The sequence below is a fragment of the Bacteroides sp. 51 genome (genome assembly GCF_010500965.1).
In the GTDB taxonomy this organism is placed as follows: domain Bacteria; phylum Bacteroidota; class Bacteroidia; order Bacteroidales; family Bacteroidaceae; genus Bacteroides.
Window position 1 is genome coordinate 48906 of the sequence record NZ_QVMI01000024.1, and the last position, 17776, is coordinate 66681.

General features: G+C 43.9%; 6 protein-coding genes and 1 pseudogene. 1 reads left to right on the forward strand and 6 read right to left on the reverse strand.

Translation table 11 applies throughout. The annotated features are described in order from the left end of the window. Position 1 precedes the first annotated feature (1 nt). The 6 genes and pseudogenes from D0T87_RS16800 to D0T87_RS16825 all read right to left on the reverse strand — a co-directional run bounded on the left by D0T87_RS16800 (position 2) and on the right by D0T87_RS16825 (position 12664). Entirely contained in the window at positions 2 to 1654 is a 1653-nt protein-coding gene (locus D0T87_RS16800; protein WP_370526881.1) for a glycoside hydrolase family 28 protein, read from the reverse strand. A 47-nt stretch (positions 1655 to 1701) separates the two neighbouring features. Beyond that, a pseudogene (locus D0T87_RS16805) lies at positions 1702 to 2781 on the reverse strand (glycoside hydrolase family 105 protein); the annotation flags it as partial. A gap of 150 nt (positions 2782 to 2931) precedes the next feature. Beyond that, positions 2932 to 5076 (reverse strand): hypothetical protein, encoded by a 2145-nt coding sequence (locus D0T87_RS16810; protein WP_163176283.1) that lies wholly within the window; start codon positions 5074 to 5076, stop codon positions 2932 to 2934. A 12-nt stretch (positions 5077 to 5088) separates the two neighbouring features. Continuing rightward, entirely contained in the window at positions 5089 to 7449 is a 2361-nt protein-coding gene (locus D0T87_RS25155) for a hypothetical protein (protein WP_370526877.1), read from the reverse strand. Between the two features lie 7 nt (positions 7450 to 7456). Beyond that, entirely contained in the window at positions 7457 to 9433 is a 1977-nt protein-coding gene (locus D0T87_RS16820) for a RagB/SusD family nutrient uptake outer membrane protein (protein WP_163176284.1), read from the reverse strand. 12 nt (positions 9434 to 9445) lie between these two features. Further along, positions 9446 to 12664 (reverse strand): SusC/RagA family TonB-linked outer membrane protein, encoded by a 3219-nt coding sequence (locus tag D0T87_RS16825; protein WP_370526882.1) that lies wholly within the window; start codon positions 12662 to 12664, stop codon positions 9446 to 9448. Between the two features lie 662 nt (positions 12665 to 13326). On the opposite strand from D0T87_RS16825, the gene D0T87_RS16830 reads away from it, so the two are divergent. Next, on the forward strand, positions 13327 to 17727 hold the full coding sequence (locus D0T87_RS16830; protein WP_163176286.1) for a two-component regulator propeller domain-containing protein: 4401 nt from the start codon (positions 13327 to 13329) through the stop codon (positions 17725 to 17727). Positions 17728 to 17776: the final 49 nt, after the last annotated feature.

A 17776-nucleotide genomic window follows, 5' to 3' on the forward strand; every position in this document is an offset into this window, starting at 1 on the left:
ATTAGTTTTTGATTTGTATAGTTGCTTGATTCGTTTCTTTACCCAGTTTAACTTTCATATTATCGTAGCCAGATGTAATATCTACATGCTCCGTTTTACTTCCGGCAATCGTGAAAATAGTTTCAAGGCTGCTATCTGTTTCAAACCCATCGACGGTTACATGCTGCACATTACCTAAGAATAAAGCAGGACCTTGTTCGGGATAGATTTGGATATTCTTCAATGTAATGTTTGTCGACTCCATAAGTTCTGCACCAATCTTCGAATGCACCACAAAGTTCTCTATATTGATATTATCAATGTTATGTTCGGGAAGTCCATAGAAGAACATAGCTTTACGTGCATGGCTACAAGTGATATTTTTAATATAGATATCTTTAAAGGTCGGCGTGGTTTCATCCACAGGCACCAAATCTTCGGGTTGCTCTATGGTATCGCCATCTTCCAATGATTCAGTAGCCGATTTTCCGCCATAATACAGATTGAATGAAACTGGTTCCGTTGCAATATCAAACATACTGATATCAGAAATGTAGATATTCTCTACCACACCACCGCGACCTCTGCGGCTTTTGAAACGAAGGCCGACATCGGTGCCAAGAAACTGGCTGTTAGAAACCTTGATGTTTCTGACTCCACTAGACATTTCACTTCCTACCACAAAACCACCATGACCTTTAAACACCGTACAGTTATCTACAATCAGGTTCTCGCAAGGAAAATTCCGCTTACGACCGTCCTCATCTTTACCGGACTTGATACAAATACCGTCATCGCCCACATCGAATGTACTGTTAACTACAATCGTATTCTTACAAGACTCAAGGTCCAGCCCGTCTCCGTTCTGTGCATACGACGGATTGCGCACCTGCACACCATCTATAATCAGGTTCTCGCACATTAGCGGATGAAGATTCCACGCTGCGGAGTTCTGGAAGATAACCCCCTCCAGATATATGCCTTTACATTCAATCAAACTTAATAGTACGGGACGAAGAAAATCTCTCAATGTATAGAACTCTTCCACAGTTTTCAGATGGCGGGGAACATTCATATCGCTGACAGCATCGCCTGTTACATACTGCTGGGAAGGCATCCAGTAATCATCGCGTTTAAACGCTCCTCCCCGGGCAAGGGTTGCTTTCCAAACATCTTCCGGTGCTTTCTGTTTCTTTAATGGGCGCCAATAATGCCCGTTTCCGTCGATAGCACCACTACCTGTAATCGCTATATTTTCCAGGTTGCGCCCGGAAATAGGCGACTGGCAACGGTAAGTATCCAACCCCTCAAAAGATGTTTCGACTATCGGATACAGGTCTTTATCGGGTGAAAAGAGAATAATCGCCCTATCTTCAAGGTGCAGATTGATATTGCTTTTTAATACAATAGGTCCGGTAAACCATACGCCCGAAGGAATAACCAATCGCCCACCTCCCGCTGCGGAGAGATGATCTATCGCCTTGGCAAAAGCCTCGGTATTCAGGTTAATCCCATTGCCTACCCCCCCGAAGTCGGTGATATTTATTTCCTTTTCCGGGAAAGAAGGTGGAGAAAGTAAAGGCATCTCAAAAGGTAAATCTTTATACAAGTATGCGTATTTATTTCCCCCACCAGCCTGACTACAAGATGTCACACCGACAGTCAGTGCACACATTACCCCTACAAACAAAATCAATCTTTTTACCATATATTCAGTTTCTTCTATTTCTTCAATTCCAAACATCCCATAATGAAAGGTCCTGTAGCCTTAGAATCATTATCACGGATACGTTCGTTTACATAATATTCAAAACTACCGTCACGATACGGATTACCCCCCAATCCGCCTACTGCACAACATTTTGTTAATGTAAGTGTTCCATCATCGTTCTTCACGATAAGGGTATTCATTAACCCATCGTATGTCTTTGCGGCTATCTTTCTATATTTCTTATCAATATATCCTTTGTTGACAGCCTTAGCATAAGAATACATAAACATGGACGAAACGGAGGCTTCCAGATAGTTTCCGGCTCTATCTCCCTTATCCAATACCTGATACCACAAACCTGTCTTATCCTGATACTTAGGCAGTGTATCGGCAAGTCCTTGTATCATCTTAATTAACTCACCACGTTGCGGATGGTCTTGCGGAATGAAATCAAGCACATCGACCAATGCCATAAACCACCACCCGATGCTACGTCCCCAGAAGTTGGGTGAGTGTCCGGTTTCTTTGTTAGCCCAGCGTTGTTTCTTGCTTTCATCCCAGGCATGATAGTACAATCCTGTTTTATCATCATAGGTCCGGCGGGCACAGATCAGGAATTGATTAACCACATCGTCTATCCATTGTGGTTGATTGAAGGTAACAGCATATTCGGCCAGGAATGGCGAACCCATGTATAATCCATCTAACCAGATTTGATGTTGATAGATTAGTTTATGCCAGAAAGCGCCTTCCAGAGTACGAGGGTGCATTTTCATCTGCGCAACAAGTCTTTCAATAGCGAGTTTATACTTCTCTTTTCCGGTTTGGCGATATACTTCGAACAGGATTTTTCCCGGATTGATGTAATCAATGTTATAGGTTTCTACTTTATACAGATGGATTTCTCCATTATCATTAATGATCGTATCTGCCCACTCAATGACATAATCGAGGTATTTACGGTCTTTGGTTTCTTTCCATACTTCAAGCATGGCCTGGCAGCCCACTCCCTGGGCATAACCAAAGTATAATCGCTTACCATGGTCCAACTGCCATGCCTGCGGGAAACGTTTCATTTCCGATTCGGCAAACAGGATACCTGTTTTTTGGGCAGATATGGTTTGTATGAATAAAAAAGATAAAAGTACTAGTGTTATTTTTTTCATTGTATTAAGTTCTTTTTGTTCTTTTGATTTCCTTCTATATTATCCGCAGGAAACCTGGGTGCCCCGCCTCGGGGCTTAAGGCATGGGTTGCAAATCTTCCCAAACCACATTCCATTTACCATCTTTAGGGAAGCCCGGGGTTTTCACCTCGTTGCCATCCCAACCGGCACACATCATAGCGGCAGCGGTTAATAACCCACCATTGCCCGGTAGATATACACGCAGGCGGGAATCCTGATAGTTATGACCGTTTACCAGATAAGTGTTGGTACGTTTATCCATTAATAAAGCGCCAACTGCTTTTTCCGGTTCCCCCAGACGTGCAGCACTCATAGCAGTCATCGGATAATCCCATCCCCAGGTTTTTCCCCAATTCCAGTTATCCCAGATCCAGTTCAGTGTATTCTTCATATAGTCCGGACGAACAAGTTTACATTCGGGCAGGATACCTAAAGCTCCCAATACAGCCGGATGATCCGAAGTAAAGCGGATATCTTTGTATGTATCTGTTGCATCTTCGGATGCCAGGTATAAACCATCTAAATAGGTTAATGGAGATAGTTTATCAATCAGTTCATCCCATTGTGGTTTACGTTTTTGCCCCGCACGCTCTCTCCATTGTTGTGCAACAGACATGGCATAGTGCCAGTAAGAAAGTTCAAACGGAGGATTAATGGTTTCCGATGCCCTGAGTGTTTCCTGTGCAGGGATGATTCCTTTCAGTACATAACGTCCTTCCAGTTCGTCATACGTAGCAAATGACGCCATAAACTCAGCGGTTTCATTTACCAGGAAGCTATATTTCTCCAGGACTTCATTGGATGGATTGTTTCTGTAAATCAATTCGGCCATATAAATGAAGTGCGGTTGTTGCCAGATGAGGAATGAACCCACTTTAGAAGGAGCTTCCGTACCGGAAGGATCAGTCATTTTCATCCAACGCGCACCCTTGAATCCTTGGCGTTCGGCGATAGATTTAGCGATAGGATAAGCCTGAGCATACCAATCCATGCTTCTTTCCAGTAAATCGGCACGGTTCCACAGCGCGAAATGTACCGCATGCCACCAATGCATTTCCAGGTGGAATTTGCCAAACCAACTGTTATACGTCAATCCGGTTTCTTGCGGAGGATACATTCCAGCCGACTGGATAGCCATCAGGTATTGCGAAAGAATAATTCTGCGTTCCAGTTCACTTGCACGCTCATCGGTACATTTGGAGAAGTCAATTGCACCCCCTCTTTTCCAGAATGCCTGCCAGTACTCAGACGAAGCAGTGAATGTCTCTGTTGCTACGTTTACATCTTCAGCAGGGTTTTTATCTGTAAAATCACAGGTTAACTGGAAATCATCGCTTTCAGGAGCAATCACAAAGTAGTGAGGAGCTTTCTCTGTGACCGAGGCTTTTCCCTGATAATTTACAGTTACATAATATACAGTATCATCTAGTGTTCTTTTGAAGATTACAATAGCCTCATCCTGAGATACGATTTCCGTTTTATGCTTTTGTGGAGAGTTCCAATCTGTTGCATCATCCGCATGGCCACCTGTTGGATAAGGGAATCGCAGATTAACTTTCATTGTACCTTTTCCGATCAGCGGAGAGTTTAACGCCACAGCCAATCTGTCTCTACCCGGATGAACTGCCGTTTTCACGCTAGCAGAATCCGATCCGATCATAAACCGGCTATTGATCACACCATCCCAAAGATGTAGTTCCTGATTGATTCCGGTGATTTGATCGGCTTTTACTGTTTCGCCATTCTCATTAATTAGTTCCAATCCTACATATCCCAGATGCAGGCGATGTGGATTAACACGGAAATAGTTAGCCGCATCCTGCTGTCTGCCCGGCTCATTAAACTGAACAGCGTAAGGTTCATCCCATCCTCTGAAATTATAATTCTTCAATGTTTCTTCGGGCGTGTATTTCTGCGTATTCGGATAGCTATGCCAGCCCCATTGCGACTGTGTACCCAACGGAACACCTGCCGAATACAATTCAGGGAAAGTCTGCAAGCCGGTAGCATCTACTGTCACAGCGAAATTTCCATTTCCTACCGACAGGGATGATAATTCTTCAAACTCCGTTACTTTAGGATCATTCCTGTCCACAAGTGCAAAACGGTCGATCTTTTCCGGTTGGCTATCACCACAGGAAAACAACAATGCGGCGAAAGCGCCCAACGTTAGTTTCTTTATCGCAACGTAACTCTTCATTGAAATCTATATTTATTCATTAGACATTATTTTAAAAACAAATCCCGATGCCGTATTGTATTTACCACCTTGCATAGCATTGAACAGATAAGCAGGCTTCCCGTCTTTCATCAATAGCTGGGGACGCTCAAAACGACCGTATCTTTTTAGATGTTTGGGTGCGGCAGGTTCTTCCAGATACACTTTAGCTCCGAACCAGGCAATCTGAGGTTCCGACCAGTAGATTCCGTCTTCGGATTCAAAGATCAGCCCCACTTCATGATCGAAATATCCCATATCTCGCATCAGCATCTTAAATTTTCCATCTTCCAGATAAACATAAGCGTCTTCTACCTGCTTATTATCACCGTGTACAGAGAGGTCAACTACCGGATTCCCTTTATAACGCTTATATTTACCCTCCACTTGTTTCGCTATAGCCAAGCCATATTTCCGGTTAGCGCGAATTGCTCCTTCCTGCTTTTGGTAGGCTTCTTTATTCCATGATTTATAATACAACCATGCTTGCCCGTTGGGGTGAATCAGGAAAGCCGGATTTGTTGTATTGCAATCGTCCCATGCTCCTTTCTTACCTGCTTCCAGTACCGGTTTATCACTTCTTTCCCAAGGACCGTAAAGTGATTTGGATTTCGCCAATCCTATCCTCTTAGTGTACACAGAACCGTCACTATTTCCCATGTAGAACAAGTAATATGCTCCATCCACATACTGAATGTGCGGATTGTGACAAGTGGTCGCATCAAAATATCCCGGGCGGGGAGCCAACACCGTTTCCACATAAGTATATGGACCCTCGGGCTGATCGGCTACTGCATGGGCAATTTCACACTTACTGATCCATCCTCCCATTCCGTATTTCTCGGGCCAACGTGAATAAAACACATGCACTTTCCCATCTTCTCCAAAGATCGGAGCACAACACCATACGTAATACCCTTCAGACTCCAGGATTCGCCCTACCGGTTTCAGACTTTTACTAAAATCGGATATGCGTTCCGCAGGATAAGCTTTTGTCAGGTTTTTATCCGCTGTTTCCCGCAATACCGAGAAATAATCTTCGGAAGATACTAAAGAATTCAGATATATTTCAATATTTGTATAATCTTCCTTTAGATTGTACAAATTTCCATCTGCCGGATCGTTGGGATTAAGCCCGTATTCGTTCTCCCAAGCATCGGGCATCCCATCTCCATCGCTATCTTTCGGATATATACCGGACTGTAATTCCGGCCATCCACCCACTGCATTTTGTGAATCAATAATACCTTTATTGCCTCCACCATAGGTTTCGCCCCCTGTTGCAGTTCCTATACGTACTTCCTCTATCACACGTTTGTCGTAACCATCGCGACGGTGACTACATCCGGCATAATTGAGCACTCTTTCGTAGGCAATTTCAGGAGTATCCTGATGGATTGGAACAAATGGATAAGGTTCTTCCGCCCTCACCCGTTCGGATTTATGTGTTACTCCCTTCCAATTGTCATCGGTCACAGATTCACTACCAAGCATGATGTTACCAAAGAAGTAATACCCTCCTGTTCCATCCTCGGCAGGGTCAAGAAAACATGCCCGCTTTTCTTCGGAAGTGGCAGGGCCCGGTTTATAATAATTAGCTACGAAGTTGACTTTACCATATCGCCCTCCTCCGTAAGCCGATTTGAATCCCCAATTGTAAACTACGTTATTCCTGAAATCAATCGGATTACAACCATCCGAAGCAAAACGCGGATTACGACTACTGTGATGTGCCATCAGGTTATGATGAAAAGTAGCACCACAGCCTCCCCAAATTCCACCAAAACCGTGCGCACCTTTGGAGTGCACAGATTTGGAAAGGCTATGTGTAACCATACACCACTGCACAGTGACATTTTCCGAATTGTATACGGAAAGACATTCATCGGTCGACCATGACAGTGAACAGTGGTCTATGATCAGGTTTTTCACTCTGATAGCTCCCATGGCATCGTCCTCGGCTTCAAATTTGTCGCCCATCCGGGAGCGGATATAACGGATTATTACATTGTTGGCTCTTATATAGAAAGGGAAGTTCTTTAAACAGATACCATCGCCGGGCGCTGTTTGCCCGGCAATGGTTATACTGTCACTTTCTATCACTAATTTGGATTGAAGTTCTATGGTGCCGTCTACGGCAAAGACCACGATGCGAGGACCCTGCTGCTCAATAGCATGGCGCAGGCTCCCTTCGCCGGAATCATTGAGATTGGTCACGGTAATGACCTTGCCACCTCTCCCACCCGAAGTATATTTACCATATCCTTCGGCTGTGGGGAAAGCTAGTTGCTGGGCATGGGTGTTTGCCCAGGCAAACAGCAACAACAATGTGGTAATTAGTGAATATTTTTTCATGGTTATATCAATAACAAGGATGTTGCTGTCCGATCAAGCCCGGATTAACATCGATTATATTGGTTGTATTGAATGGCATAATCTCTACCATATTCTTCTGCATACCATAGAACATATCTGTGATCCAGTTGTTTACATCTGCAAAACCTTCTACTTTATCTACAGACAAACCGCCTTTTTGCTTCACTGCATGGCAACCAAACATATTCAGAATAGTATAAGAAACTTCTTCAACTGCTACTCCTTCCGGTACAGCGCCCTCAGTAAAGTAAACTTTGCCACTCGCTTTATCTTCATAGAATGTCACATCCAGAAAACCTTTTGAAGAAGAGTTCAGCGTTTTCAGTGTAGTTAAATCGGTTTCGTCCAAGTTCATAGAGCTGATATCTGCATCACTCATCGGAATATAAGGCACAGCAATAGTTGGATTCTTGAATACAGCTTTCGTTACCTTATAAGCACGATATACATCTACATTAGCATACTTCCCTTCGCGTCTGGCCAGTTTATATAACTCCTCTTTTGAATTTGTCAGATGATCATAAAGAATACCCCAACGTGTCAGGTCACTCTTACGCAATGATTCATTTGAAAGTTCCAGTTTGCGTTCTTCAATAATCGCTTTTTTGAAGCTATCGTAAGTTGCCGGAGTAGTACCAAGCTTGCTTGCATCATTCTTGAATGCACGCAAACGTACATCTTCAAATGCTTTGGTTGCTGCGGCTGTTGGGCCATTATTCAATTCATTCAAAGCCTCAGCATACATTAATAATACATCCGAGTAGCGCAATAATGGGAAGTTAATGTCGCGTTTGCTATCTGTTGTACCTCTTTCGCTCTTCCAGTCGATGCGATATTTTCCAATACAAGTTCCAACATAGGTATTCAACTGCATACCATCATCGGTCATGAGGCCGAAGTTACACACGGATACATCACGACGTTGGTCGCCTTCTTCAAAGTCAAAGTACAGGGTTGGCATAGTAACCATTTGAGGGCCACCCTTACCAAAGGTTGTACTGGTACCATTTACGGCAATTCCGTTTGTATATCCGGTACGAACGTCAGGAGCATTTGCACCATACCAACCATATTCCAGCATACTTTCATTGTTATACTGCTTCAAAGCCAAATCGCGGAAAACCTGATCGTAGTTGGCCAACAGAGAGTTTTCTCCCTGAGTGATAACAGCATTACAAGCATCGGCAGCTATCTGATACAACTCCTTAACGCGGGCGGCATCACTGCGTTGTGCAATTTTCACGGTGCTTTGGCTATAAGGAACGGTATTCAGGTCCCAACGTAAAGAATAACCGGCAGCATGCAAGGCCACGCGAGCCAGGATACCATAAGCAGAGTTTTTGGTGAAACGTTCTGTTGTAGATACCATATTTTCGCTTTTCCAGGGAAGCAGTTTAACGGCTTTCTGCAAATCGTCTATGCAATGATCCCAAATGGTATCACGGCTCACACGTGAAGAAGAGAACGTAGTCAGGTCGGTAGTCGGTACATCCGAATAAGGAACATCACCATAGAATCTTACTATATTCCAGTATGCATACGCACGGATGGCATACGCTTCGCCCAATAATGAATTGAGTTTCTTTTCTTCTGTTTCAGAAGCGGCACTCATACCGGGTATATTCTTAATACATACATTGGAATACTCAATAGCCTTATACATGGTAGTATAGGTTGAGCTTAACATTCCTGTAAGGTTGGTATAATCGTAGTTAGATACATTGTATTTTGAGTTTGACTCTGTAGAGCTTGACTCGTCTGTACCCATAAGCAACTGATATCCCAATTCCTGAGTATGCAGAGAAGCATAGGCACCCACTACGGTCATTTCCGCGCGACTTACCGTTGTAAAAATAGAGGAGCTATCCGCTTTTGATTCAGAGGGCATATCCAACCAATCCTCACACGAGCTGAACATCAGTAATAATACTGATACCCCTAATATATTTATTATCTTTTTCATATTTGTAATCAATTAAAAAGTTAAGTTCACACCCAATACCCAGCTCTTAGAACGAGGATATGAAGAGTTGTCAATACCTGGAGTTAATGCGCTGTTTTTAGCCGATACTTCCGGGTCATAGCCTGAATAGTCTGTAAATGTATAGATATTATTCAGTGTGCAATACACACGGGCATTACTGATTCTGGCTTTCTGTACCCATGTTTTTGGTAAGGTATAGCCCAATGTAATGGTGCTCAGACGCAAGAATGAGGCATCTTCCAGGTAATAGCTACTATGGTCGCTGATCGCATTTTTATTGTTAGATGAGATATTCCATAGTGCTGCACCACTGAATTGTTGTGGGTTCAGTTCGGCCAAACGAGCCAGATCCATTGTTTCCTTACCTGTAGTAGGATCAATCAATGTAATACGGTTCGTCATTTTTGAAAGTGAGTTCTGGTTACCTAAATACGGGCCGATAAAACGCTGCGTACTCATGTTGAATACTTCATTTCCATAAGAATAGGTCATGAAGATATTCAGGTCGAAGCCTTTGTATTGGAAGGTATTGTTTATACCTCCTGTGAATTTGGGTTGTGCATCGCCAATAACGGTACGGTCGTCGATGGAGTAAACCGGTTTTCCGTCGGCATCGACATCGCCTTTAATCGCTTTGTATTTCACATCGCCTACTTTTACTTTAGAGCGGGTGCTTCCTTTCAGATAAGGTATATCATCTTTCAGGGTGTATGTTCCGTCTGAGTTCTGAGTAAAGTCGTTTGTGGTATAAACGCCATCATAAATAAGTCCGTAGAACTGGCCGAGAGGCTTACCTACTTCAATCTTGTAGCCCATACGCGATTCATAATCTTGTATAAATGAGTTCAGTTCATCGCTTCCATACAAATCGAGTACTTTTGAGCGGTTGAAAGCAATATTGAAGTCGGTTGTCCATGTGAAATCCCTGGTGCGGATGTTTGTACTGTTCAATACGATTTCCACTCCGCGGTTACGAATAGAACCGATGTTCTGGAATTGAGTGCTATATCCTGTAGATGTAGGAATTTTATTTTCAATCAACAGGTTGGAAGATTCATTGTTATACCAATCTACAGCCAGGTTTAAACGGGTACCAAACAAAGATACATCCAAACCGATGTTGGTTGTGGTGGTTTTTTCCCATTTCAGGTCGGGGTTACCCAATGTGCTACCGGGAACATAGGTGATATAGTCTGAACCACCGATACCATAATGGCCTGCGCCATAGGTGGTAGCATACTTATTGTTATCAATATTGTTGTTACCTGCCGTACCGTATCCTGCACGCAGCTTTAGGTTATCTACGAATGTTCTGAGGTTTTCCATGAACTTTTCTTCCGAAATACGCCATGCAGCAGAAGCCGATGGGAAGTATCCCCATTGTTTGCCACGCGCAAATTTAGAAGAACCGTCGCCACGAAGGGTACCGGTAAACAGATAACGGTCATTGAAGTTGTAAGACAGACGTCCGAATACAGAAACCAGACCGACTCTTTCTTTTCCTGATTTCCAGGTATATGGTTTACCCATACTTACGTCGTTCAGCCCAAAGTTACCATCGGAAAACTCACGGTATTCGTTTTCGAGTTTCATATCCTGATAGTAATAGGTTTCCTGTCCTGCCAATACGTTGAAGCTATGCTTATCGGCCAGATTGAACGCATAGTTCAGGGTGTTAGTGATCTGCCAGGAATATTTTTCGCTGTTATCGCGCGAACCATATCCATAAGGGCTTTTATTGGCTTTCGCTTGTTTGGTGCTACCATCGTCCCAGTAGTCCTTGCGAACTTGTTGCCACATATAGCTACCGGCAGTACGGAAGGTTAAATCTTTAATGATATCAATTTCCAGACCTGCGTTGGCAGTTACCATGCGTGTATATTTCTTGTTTGTAATAGCCTGATTGTCGAGGATCGGGTTTTGTGAGTCGTAATTGGCTTCACCCATCAGGTCGCCGATTTCCGTACCGATGTCCGAACCTACCATTTGTTCGTTCGTCCATTTGTCGCCACCGGTAATAGGTTGCAAGATCGTTTGTTTCAGTTTGCCACCCAATGATCCGCCACCATCTACTTTGGTCATTTGTGCGCTGGTAGAGAAGTCAAAGCGAACACCTTTCCACAATTCGTGGTTGATCTTGGCACGGATACTGTTTTTCTGATAGCCGTGTTTTGCCATAATACCATCTTCACCGGTATAGTTGTAGCTCAACATGTATCTGGTCTTTTCGGTACCGCCATTGATGTTTACGTTGTGATTCTGCGTAATACCTGTATCGCCGAATACGAGGTCCTGCCAGTCGATGGCCTGACGTTTTCCGCTTCCGTACTCCTGGGCAATACGTCCGTAAGCACCGGAGTAGAAATCGGCTGCGTTTACATCGCCTCCGAAGAAGTTAGCGAAAGTATTTGCATCGCCGCGAAGTACGTTAAACTCATACTGGTATTTTACGTAGTCTTCGAGTCCCAGCAAACTGAGTTTCTTGCCCAGGTTGTCGAAACTAAAAAAGCCATTGTAGGAAACTTCTGTTTTGCCCGATTTACCGGATTTGGTTGTGATCAGGATTACCCCGTTCGATCCGCGTGCTCCATAAATAGCTGTTGCAGAGGCATCTTTCATTACGTCGATGCTTTCGATATCATTGATATCTACATTCTGCAAACCGTTTTCCATCTGGAATCCGTCTACAATATACAAAGGTTCGGTACCTTGTGTGATAGAGGTTCCCCCACGCACGGTGATCTGGATTTCGGCACCTGGAGCACCACTCTGCTGGATCACGTTTACACCGGCAGCTTTACCGGCCAAAGCCTGTGCAGCGGTTGTTACAGGAGACATGGCGAGTTCTTTGGAACCAACGGAAACGGTAGACCCGGTCAGGTCTTTACGCTTCACTGCACCATAACCAATCACGACAACTTCTTCCAATAGCTGGTTATCAGATTTCATCGTGATGTTAAAGGTACGTGTAGTACCTACGGTTACGTTTTGGGTATCGTACCCTACATAAGAAAAGGTCAGCACGCTTCTGTCACTGGGAACATTCAATGTAAACTTACCATCCATATCGGTGATGGTACCAATGGTAGTTCCTTTTACGGCAACACTCACACCAATAAGACTTTCTACGTCGTCTCTTACTGTTCCGGTTACGGTAATACTGCTCTGAGCAAACACGGTAGTCCACATAAATGCGAAGGCCCAAAGCATGAGTAGCTTAATGTAAATAGGCTTTCTCTCTTTTTTCATACAATTCATGATTTTTAAAAGTATTAGTTTACAGGTACATAATGATCAGGAGGGTCCAAAGTCTCTACCAGTCTTCACACGTATTAGATATTCAGGAGCTCCGGCCAATCAAATTAACCTTTCTGCTTGTGAACAAAAGTAGGGAGAAGGCTTTTTTTCGCACCCGACAAATTTTCGTTTCTACCCCGCGTTTTGTACGGCACCTGCGTTTTAACACTTCCTGAAAGGGGTGGCAACCCGAAAAATTGACGGAAAAGGCGGAATATCGTATACTTCATATTGAAAATGGCGGCAATAAAGAATAGATTCGTTTTTCTTCTTAAATTTGCATAGTTAAGAACCTGTAAAGTCATTCAAAATACGAATTACACCTATATGTGCAGATACTTTACCATTTCAAAATACCTCTTCGAAAGTCCGTCTTGCGTTTGCAGCAAACATCAACTTGCGTTTGCAGCAAAGACAACATTGCGTTTGCAGCAAACGCAAGTTGATGTTTGCTGCAAACGCAAAAAGCGCCTCCACAAGCATTCTGAGAGGGTTTTTTAAGAGCAAAATATACGAAATCAACATAACCGGGAACATTGCCGGAAACATTAGTTGTCAATTATTTAATACGATGAATGAAAAAGCTGTATTTAATCCTATATCTTATCTGCTTTAATCTCTTCTCCCTATCGGCCATTGAAGGTTTGAAGTTTGAGAACATCACAAATAAAGACGGGCTATCGCACAACACCGTCAGATGTGTGATGCAGGATAGCCGTGGTTTTATGTGGATCAGCACAATCAATGGTTTGAACCGTTTCGATGGGCATCAATTCCTGTCGCTGCACCCCGAATTTAATACGCCATCGCTCACGGAAAACAATATCAGGCAAACATTCGAGGACCAAAACGGACGCATCTGGATACAAAGCACATCGCGGTTCGTGAACTGTTATGATACAAATATTGAATCTTTTGCCGACTATACCGGCAAAAACGAAGCCCGGAATTATTATCAGATCAAGGCAATGCCCGATGGCGACGTCTGGCTGTGGGGACTGGAGAACGGGGCGTGCCATATTCATTATAAAGACAATAAGATGATCTCCACGCTTTACGACATTGATAATATAGGAACAAACGTCGTAACCTTTGTCCTGAAGGATTCGTCCGGACAAATATGGATTGGAACGGACAAAGGGCTGGTGCAGATCATCAATAACATTCCAAGGTTCTGCAATACAGGAAACCATACGTACAATTATCATAGCGTTGTTGAACTGCAAAATCAGATTTACTTCTTTACCAATAATGACGCCATCCTTGTTTTCGATAAACTACGTAGCGTATTTCTTCCGGCAACCAGCCTGGGATGGAAGAACTTTAAGATAAACCATACCTCTGCACTCGACGAGGACCGGATACTCATAACCGGCAAACAATCGACATTGATTCTGGAAACCACCTCTGTCCGGATTACCTCTGCCCGGGCGCTTTTCAATGGCGAAGAACTATCCGAAACTTTTATTCATACGGACAACAAGAATAACCCCTGGGTATATAACAAGACAGGAAACATTTGGCATTATCAACCCGAAACCGGAGCTTTTAAGAAGTATAGGCTGATTCCGGAGTCCATCATTTCTATCATCGACCTCGAGAGATTTGATGTATATTGCGATTCCAGGGGCATTTTCTGGATCACCACTTTCGGGAATGGCCTTTTTACGATCGAACCCAACGGCGAGATCAGCCATTTCACCACCGCCAACAGCGGATTGAAGAATAACTACCTGTTATCCGTAAAGGAAGACCGAACGGGCGATATCTGGATTGGGACAGAAAACACAGGCATCGCCAAGATTTCGCTGACCAAGTACAACAATAAAATCTTCCTCCCCGACCTTAAGAAAACAGATTATTCGGATAGAACCATCCGAAGCATATTTGAGGATGCAACGAATGGAGAGATCTGGATCGGAACGAAGAGCGGAGATATTTATGTATTTGACAAGGACTTAAAACAGAAATCTACGTTCCAACTCCGGCAGGGAGCTGCTTATTCCATCACCCCGGATACGGCAGGAAATATATGGGTAGGAACAAAGGGCAACGGGTTATTGGTTATTCCCAAAGGAAAAAGAAAGATGAGCGAGTGTTATATACACCTATTATCCGACGACCACAAAACGGGAGCCAACAACATTTATACCGTACTCTGCGACAGTAAAGGGAGAATGTGGATAGGAACATTCGGCGACGGATTGTACCTATACGAGTTAAAAGACGGAAAGCTGAACGGCACCCGGTTTCCCAGAATATCGAACAAACAGAAGCAGGTGCGCTACCTGATTCAGGATCATTCCGGACTCATCTGGGCGGGAGGAGAAAATGGAGTGACTGTTTTCGATCCGGACACTTTGTTGACAGATGATAGCCGCTATGACTGGTTGCACTTTGATAAGAATAACCCCAAATCCCTAAACAACAACATCGTAAAAACAATGTTGGAAGATAGCCAGCATAGAATCTGGATCGGCACATCCGGCGGAGGACTCAATCTGGCAACAAAAGACCCGGCAACAAATACATACGAGCTCAAACACTACACATCGGAAGAAGGGCTGATCAACAATATGATTCAGGCTATGCTCGAAGATAACAACCAAAACATCTGGATCAGCACAGAGAGCGGAATATCCAAATTTAATCCGGCCGATATGCTCTTCGAGAATTACAGCTTCCTCGATGTCTGGGAGAGTGACCTGTTCTGTGAAGCAGCAGCTTACAAAAGGAAAAACGGCGATTTATTGTTTGGAAGTTATAACGGGATGTACATTTTCAATCCCGTTTCTTTCGAAGCACAAACATTCGCCCAGCCGGTCAGCCTTACAGGTCTTAGCATCAATGGCGTTCCGGTGAGTCCGAATACCCCCGACTCACCGCTGAGCGAGAGCATTACGCAAACAAAAACGATCCGGCTGAAGAACGGACAGAATTCGTTTAGTATTGAGTTTTCTTCCTTAAACTTCCAAAGCTCGCACTCCAACAGGTACAGCTACATTCTCGAGAACTACGATAAAGGATGGAACCCGATTACGCAATATAACGTTGCCACGTATAAGAATATCCCTGCCGGAAAGTACAGGTTTAAAGTTAAAAACGCAAACAATCCCTCTCCTTCTCTGGAAAGTACTGAGTTAGAGGTTATTGTTGTGCCGCCGTTCTGGAAGTCGACCAATGCGTTTATTCTATATGTTATCCTGTTACTGGTTACAGGATTCTTTGCCATAAAGCTGATTATAAAAATGAATAAGCTGCACAACGAAGTGGAAGTCGAAAAGAAGATTACCGAGTATCGTTTGCGCTTTTTCACCAATATATCGCATGAATTCAGAACACCGCTTACAATTATCCGCGGAAGCATAGAGAGCATGGCGCAGGTGAAACCTCTGCCACCGATACTCAAAAAACAACTCAGGACATTAGAAAAGAGTTCATCGAAGCTAATGAGACTGATTGATCAGCTACTGGAATTCCGAAAAATGCAGAACGATCAGATGGACCTGCGGCTGGAAGAGATAGAGGCTGTCGATTTCCTGCGTGGAATATATGAGTTGTTCCAGGAAACAGCCGACCAGAAGCGTATTCATTTCTCTTTCTCTTCTAACCAAACCTCGAAAAGAATCTTACTGGATGAAGGAAAAATAGAGAAGATTGTTTTCAACCTCTTATCCAATGCGTTCAAACATACACCGGAAGGGGGAAACATTGCTTTGTCTATCGACTTTGATGATGCCGCGGAACGTTTTATCCTGAAAGTTTCGGATTCGGGCATCGGTATTCCACCCGAAAAACGTGATCTGCTTTTCGTTAGGTTCAAACAAATCAATTACTCTTCGTCGGGCATCGGAATTGGTCTGCATCTTACCGCCGAACTAACCCGCGTACACAAAGGAGAAATTGAATACAGTGACTCCGAATGGGGAGGCGCCTGTTTTACAGTAACCATCCGCAGCGAGGCGCTGCACCCAGGTTCCCATGCGGGTAGCGAGGCGCTACACCCAGGTTCCCATGCGGGTAGCGAGGCGCTACACCCAGGTCCCCATGCGGGTAGCGAGGCGCTACGCCCAGGTTCCCATGCGGATAGTGCGGCATCGTATCCCCCTCTGGAGGGGGCAGGGGGAGGATCTACGCCATCTCTCACTATTGACGAACATGAAACTGTAGAAGAAAACAAATCTAAAGAAGCAGTACAAACCAGAAAATACAAAATCCTCCTGATCGAAGACGATGAAGAAATCCGCTCCTTCCTTGAAGACCAACTAAGCGACTACTTCACCGTATCCACCGCCTCAAACGGTCTTTTGGGTTGGGAAGCTGCCACACATGGAGAACCAAGCCTCATTGTATGCGATGTAATGATGCCCGAAATGGATGGATTCGAAGTCACCCGCAAATTAAAATCAGACTTCCAGACCAGCCACATCCCTATCATCCTGCTGACAGCCCACTCCTCTATGGAACACCAGCTAGAAGGTATCAACGCCGGGGCCGATGCATATATCATCAAGCCATTCAGTACCACGTATCTTATCTCGCGCATCATCAAGCTGATTGAGCAACGCGAAAAGCTGCAATATAAGTTTGCCCACGAACCCGGCATGATACAAACTACGATCTGTACCACAGATAAGGACAATGAGTTCATCAAGAAAATGCACGATATCATCGAAAAGCATTTAGATGATCCCGATTTCCTGATCGACGACTTTGCCCAGGCCGCCAACATGGGGCGAACCATCTTCTATAAGAAAATCAAAGGCATAACCAACTACTCTCCAAACGAATACCTACGTATTATCCGTCTTAAAAAAGCAGCCGAGTTACTAAAAACAACCGAACTGAATGTTTCCGAGATAGCATATAAAGTAGGATTTAACGACCCGGATTATTTCAGCAAATGCTTCAAAGATCTATTTGGCATGAGGCCAACGCAGTTCAGGACGGAGAAGGAAGATAATATAACAAGATAATAGCAAACGGCACGTCCCCTGCATAAACAAAACTCATATACAGGTTGTT

Coding starts and splice junctions, on each gene's coding strand:
- D0T87_RS16820 (WP_163176284.1), bottom strand. CDS start 9,433: ATGAAAAAGATAATAAATATATTAGGGGTATCAGTATTATTACTGATG.
- D0T87_RS25155 (WP_370526877.1), bottom strand. CDS start 7,449: ATGAAAAAATATTCACTAATTACCACATTGTTGTTGCTGTTTGCCTGG.
- D0T87_RS16800 (WP_370526881.1), bottom strand. CDS start 1,654: ATGTGTGCACTGACTGTCGGTGTGACATCTTGTAGTCAGGCTGGTGGG.
- D0T87_RS16810 (WP_163176283.1), bottom strand. CDS start 5,076: ATGAAGAGTTACGTTGCGATAAAGAAACTAACGTTGGGCGCTTTCGCC.
- D0T87_RS16825 (WP_370526882.1), bottom strand. CDS start 12,664: ATGCTTTGGGCCTTCGCATTTATGTGGACTACCGTGTTTGCTCAGAGC.
- D0T87_RS16830 (WP_163176286.1), top strand. CDS start 13,327: ATGAAAAAGCTGTATTTAATCCTATATCTTATCTGCTTTAATCTCTTC.